This is a genomic window from Devosia sp. (assembly GCF_028290645.1).
Taxonomy (GTDB): Bacteria; Pseudomonadota; Alphaproteobacteria; order Rhizobiales; family Devosiaceae; genus Devosia_A.
The window spans coordinates 1-4816 of record NZ_JAQGJL010000267.1; the positions used below are offsets into that span (position 1 = coordinate 1).

Below are 4816 nucleotides of genomic sequence, written 5' to 3' on the forward strand. Positions count from 1 at the left end.
GCAGCCACTGCGGCAGCAGCGCATACCCCACGGTGGAAACGAATGCGAGCCGCAGTCGGCCGCTCTCTCCTTGCGCGGCCGCGCGGGCATGCGCGGGCAAGCCCAGGGCGCGGGCCAGCAATTCGCGTACTTCGGGTACCAGCGCCTCGCCCGCATCGGTGAGCTGCACGCTGCGCTTCGTGCGATCGAAGAGACGTACGCCCAACCGCTGCTCGAGGCCGGCAATGGCCTGGGTGAGCGCGGGCTGCGTCATGTGCAGGCTGGATGCGGCCCGGCCGAAGTGCAGCAATTCGGCTACGGCCACGAACTGGCCCCACATCCGCAGGTCGATCAGGGGTTCGCTCATTCGCCCAACATATCAATACGGCATCGAAAAAGATTGGAAAGAATGAATGCGCCTGCCCACACTGCAAAACATTCGCAGGCCTTGCAGAAACCCTGCCGACTTGCGAACGAGGCCTTGAAGCCGCGAAAGGAACACGTCGACGTCGCCGTCGATGGGCCTGCGCTGACGGGCTCCCATTATCGGTTAACCAACATAGAGAAAGATGGAACCATGACCTTTACCATCATTGCCCGCGATGGCAATTCAGGCGACTTCGGCCTGTGCATAGCGACCGGCTCGCCGGCGGTCGGTTCGATCGCGCCCTTCGGCGCCCCCGGGGCAGGAATCCTGTCGTACCAGTCGGTCGTCGAGCCACGGCTTGGCAAGGTGGCGCTCGGGCTGCTCGAAGCCGGATACTCGGCCGAGAAGGTGCTCAGCGACATGCAGCAGATGGATGGAAACTGGGAGTACCGGCAGGTCGGCATCATCGACGCGCGTGGCGGCAAGGCGGTTTTTTCGGGCAAGCACAACCGGCACTGGGCGGGACATCGTGTCGGGTCGGACTATATTGCCTTCGGCAACCTGCTCTCCGGCGAAAAGACCATCGACGGCATTTGCGACGCCTGGGAAAGCAATCGCGGCGCAAGTTTCGATGAACGACTGCTGCTGGCGATCGAGGGCGGGCGCGACGCCGGCGGACAGCCCGAAGGCCAGACCTCGGCGGCGATCGTGAGCTACGGCAGCAAGGGCATGACACGCGTCAACCTGCGATGCGACCTCGCGACCGAGCCGATCGCCGAGCTCCGGCGCATCTTCGACTGGTTCGCGCCGCTGGTTCCCTACTACGAGGACCTGGCCGACAACCCGACTCTGCCGCGCCACAAGGAATGGCTCATCGAGCGCGGCATCAAGCGGGAGTTCGGCAAGCCCCCGCAACCGCGCCAGAGCCGATAGCCCGCCGGGAAGCTCCGCGGGCCAGCGACCCGCGGGCCAGCGACCCGCGGAGCCGTGAGCCGTGGCGTGAGCCGACCGTTCCCCGACCGGAGAGGCAACTCCTGAGTCCCGCTTGATCAGCAACAGCAATCATTGTGAGAGATTTCCATGAACCGCCTACTTGTCAAAATTGCACTCTCCTTCATCGTTGCGCTCGCGGCCGGGCTGTCACCCGCCGCAGCGCAGACGTTGCGCCTCGCCCACCACCAGGCGGTCGGCAGCGCTGTGGACTTGACGGCGAACAAGTTCGCCGAAATCGTGCATGAGCGCTCGAAGGGGACGATGACCATCAAGGTTTTTCCCGCTGCGCAGCTGGGCCAGGAACGCGAAGCCTTCGGCCTGTGCAACACCGGCGTCCTCGATCTTTGCATCGCCTCCCTCGGCGTGATCGATCAAGCCTATCCGGCGATTGCCGTGACCTCGCTGCCATTCGTCTTTCGCGATTGGGACCACGTCTACAAGGCATACGACGGCAATTTCGGGGCCGCGCTTCGGGAAGGCATGAGCACCCAGACCCGGACCCAGGTGCTCGGCTATGTCCACCTCGGTTTCCGGGACATGCTGTTTCGGGGTGAACCTGTCCGCATCGCCTCCGGCATGAAGGGCGTGAAGATGCGCAGCCCCGAGGCCGCGGTGTGGTTCCACATGTTCGAAGCGCTCGGCGCCAGGCCGACGCCGGTGACATGGGGCGAGGTCTATTCCGCGATGCAGACGGGGATCGCCGATGGACTCGAAGCGCCGCCCATGACGGTGCTCGACAACAAGCTGAATGAGGTCGTCAAGTCGATCGTCCGCACGCAACACATGTTCGCGTCCCTGGCAATCCTCGGCAGCAGTACCAGGCTCGGGCGCCTCACGAAGGCGCAGCAGGAGTTGCTGCTGGCAGCCGGCCAGGAGGCCGCGAAGTGGTCCAACACCACGATCTCCCAGCCCGGCGAAAAGGAGGCGTACAAGCGCATGGCGACGCTCGGCATGAACGTCAGCGATCCGGTGCGAATCGACGAGTGGTCCAAGCCGATGCAGCCGGTGTGGAAGGACTTGACTTCGAAGACGGCCGGTACCGATCGCCTGCTCAAGCTGATCCTGGAGACGAAGTAGATGGCCACATCGATTCGCGACCGTGTGGCCGGCGCCATCCACCTGGTTGCGGCTGCACTGCTCGTCGCCGCGGTGACGGTGATGGCGGTGCAAGTCGGGTTGCGCCTGTTTTTCAACGCGCCGTTGTCGTGGCCTGAGGAAGTCGTCCGATATTCGTTCGTATGGATCGTCTATCTCGGCTCGGCTGTCGCCGTTTCCCGGGACTCCCATATACGCGTGCTCGTGATGATCGATCCCTATGGGCCGCGCGTTCGGCGTTTCTCGGACGGACTCAGCTGGCTGTGCAACGTCTTCTGCTACGGCTTCCTTCTCTATTGGGGCGCGGATCTGGCCTGGAAGTACAAGGCTGCCGAGTTCTACACGCTGTCAGGCTGGTCGCAGCTCTGGTATTACCTCGCGCTTCCGATTCCGATGGCCCTGGCCGTTTTCTTCCTGCTCACGCCGAGCGGCCGCACCGCCCCCTCCTCGCCCTCCGGCGAGTCCCCGATCTGATGGAAAGCACCTGATGGAAATCGCCCTTCTGTTCTTTGACTTCATGGTCCTGTTGTTCGCGGGAATTTCGGTTGGCGTGGCCATGCTGATGGCGAGCATCATCAACGTGCTGGTATTCGGCTTTCCACCGACGATCGTCGCCGAACGCATGTTGAACTCCCTCAACTCGTTCACGCTGGTGGCAGTGCCATTCTTCATCCTGTCCGGCGTCATCATGAACCGCGCTGGCCTGACGTCCCGGATGGTCGATGTTTCAAAAGCGTTTGTCGGCCATTTCCGCGGCGGTACCGCGCATGTGAACGTGGTGGCGAACATGATCCTGTCCGGCGTCTCGGGTTCGGCGTCGGCCGATTGCGCCGCGATCGGTTCGATGCTCATTCCGACCATGAAGAAGGAGGGATACCCGGCCGGCTTCGCCGCCGGTCTCACGGCAGCGGCAAGTTGCATGGGCCCCATCATTCCTCCGTCGATCCTGATGGTGATCTACGCCTCGATGACGGACCTGTCGACCGGCCGCCTGTTTCTTGGCGGGGCCATTCCCGGGCTCATGATCGGAATTTCGTGCATGGTCATCGTCGCGTGGAAAGCCAGGCAGATCGGGTTTCCCCGGCACGAGCGGGTGCCTTTTCGCGCACGCGGACGCATCCTCTTCGGCGCCATCCCGGCGCTGCTGGCACCGGTGATCATCATCGGCGGCATTGTCTCCGGCTACTACACCGCCACTGAAGCCGGCGTTGCCGCCTGCGTGTATGGCTTGTTCATTGGCATCGTCATCTATCGGGAACTCGGCTGGAAAGACGTCGCCCCGGTCATGGCCGAGGGGATCGAGATGACCGCGATCCCCATGTTCCTGCTCGCCAGCGGCGGGGTCTTCGGATGGCTGCTCACGATCTACGACTTCGGCCCCTTGATGGTCGACTGGATGAAGGCCTACCATTTCGGGCCGATAACGGTACTGCTGGTGGTCGCCGTGCTGCTGCTGATCGCAGGCATCGTCGTCGATGGACTGGCGGCGTTGCTGATCTTCGTCCCCGTGTTCATGCCCCTGGTACCCGCCTACGGCCTGAACCCCATCCACTTCGCCTTGCTCATCATCATCATGATCATGATCGGCACCATCACACCGCCCGTCGGCATGCAGATATACATCGCCTCGGCGATCGGGAAGGTTTCGATTTCCGACATGACCTGCTGGCCCTTCGTCTGGGCGATGATGGTTGTCGCAGTACTGATCATCTTTTTCCCCTCGCTGGTGACCTTCCTGCCTGACCTGGTTTACGGCCCGTCCCCCTAGCGTGCAAGCCGCACAGGCTGTTGCAAGGCATCCGCGCGAATCCCGGGGACAATTGCTTCTTTCAGGGGGAAGTGTGTCTCTGGTTTCCCGTCTCGATTCGTTCCGCGCCGAGGCGCTGCGGGTTTCTCGCCGCCCCACATTCCGCGAAGGAGCGGGCGATGCCCTGCCGATGGCGATCGGCATTGCCGCATGGGGCCTGGTGGCCGGCGTCGCCATGGCCAAGAGCGGGATGGGCATCGCGCTTGCCATCTTCATGGCCGTCGTCGTTTACGCCGGGTCGGCCCAGATCGCAGCACTGCCGCTCATTTCCGCAGGCGCCCCGATATGGGTGGTGTGGGCCACCACGATCTGCGTCAGCCTGCGTTTCATGGCGTTCAGCTTTCACTACCGCCCCTACTTCGCCCACTTGCCGCGCCGGCATCGGGCTGCGCTCTGCTTTCTCATGGGCGACACGAATTTCGGGCTGTTCGTTCGCCGGTTCACCGAGCCTGTCCCGGGGCAAAGGCATGAGGACTACTTCCTGGGAAGCGCCCTCGTGACGTTTGGGGTCTGGCAGGTCGCCATCATCACGGGCATCGTCGCGGGGCACGGAATCCCGGCTTCCTGGGGCCTTG

Annotated in this window: 6 protein-coding genes; 5 read left to right on the forward strand and 1 reads right to left on the reverse strand. The window is 63.3% G+C overall.

Going from position 1 to position 4816, the window contains the following annotated elements; genetic code table 11:
• A partial coding sequence (locus JWQ89_RS14545) for a LysR family transcriptional regulator (protein ID WP_299642154.1) occupies positions 1-346 on the reverse strand: 346 nt, incomplete at its 3' end.
• Positions 347-556: 210 nt separating this feature from the next.
• Here JWQ89_RS14545 and JWQ89_RS14550 point away from each other — a divergent pair.
• The 5 genes from JWQ89_RS14550 to JWQ89_RS14570 all read left to right on the forward strand — a co-directional run.
• Positions 557-1279 (forward strand): DUF1028 domain-containing protein, encoded by a 723-nt coding sequence (locus tag JWQ89_RS14550; RefSeq protein WP_299642155.1) that lies wholly within the window; start codon positions 557-559, stop codon positions 1277-1279.
• A 147-nt stretch (positions 1280-1426) separates the two neighbouring features.
• Positions 1427-2416 carry a TRAP transporter substrate-binding protein gene (locus tag JWQ89_RS14555; protein WP_299642156.1) on the forward strand — a complete coding sequence of 330 codons (990 nt, stop codon included), beginning with the start codon at positions 1427-1429 and terminating at the stop codon, positions 2414-2416.
• Positions 2417-2908 (forward strand): TRAP transporter small permease, encoded by a 492-nt coding sequence (locus tag JWQ89_RS14560; protein ID WP_299642157.1) that lies wholly within the window; start codon positions 2417-2419, stop codon positions 2906-2908.
• A gap of 13 nt (positions 2909-2921) precedes the next feature.
• Complete coding sequence (locus JWQ89_RS14565; protein WP_299642159.1) at positions 2922-4202, forward strand: TRAP transporter large permease; 1281 nt, start codon at positions 2922-2924, stop codon at positions 4200-4202.
• A 169-nt stretch (positions 4203-4371) separates the two neighbouring features.
• On the forward strand, positions 4372-4816 hold a 445-nt coding region (locus JWQ89_RS14570), incomplete at its 3' end, for an AzlC family ABC transporter permease (RefSeq protein ID WP_299642161.1).

What these genes read in the sequence shown, in the direction of transcription:
- JWQ89_RS14550 (WP_299642155.1), top strand. Translation starts at nt 557, where the DNA reads ATGACCTTTACCATCATTGCCCGCGATGGCAATTCAGGCGACTTCGGC.
- JWQ89_RS14555 (WP_299642156.1), top strand. Translation starts at nt 1,427, where the DNA reads ATGAACCGCCTACTTGTCAAAATTGCACTCTCCTTCATCGTTGCGCTC.
- JWQ89_RS14560 (WP_299642157.1), top strand. Translation starts at nt 2,417, where the DNA reads ATGGCCACATCGATTCGCGACCGTGTGGCCGGCGCCATCCACCTGGTT.
- JWQ89_RS14565 (WP_299642159.1), top strand. Translation starts at nt 2,922, where the DNA reads ATGGAAATCGCCCTTCTGTTCTTTGACTTCATGGTCCTGTTGTTCGCG.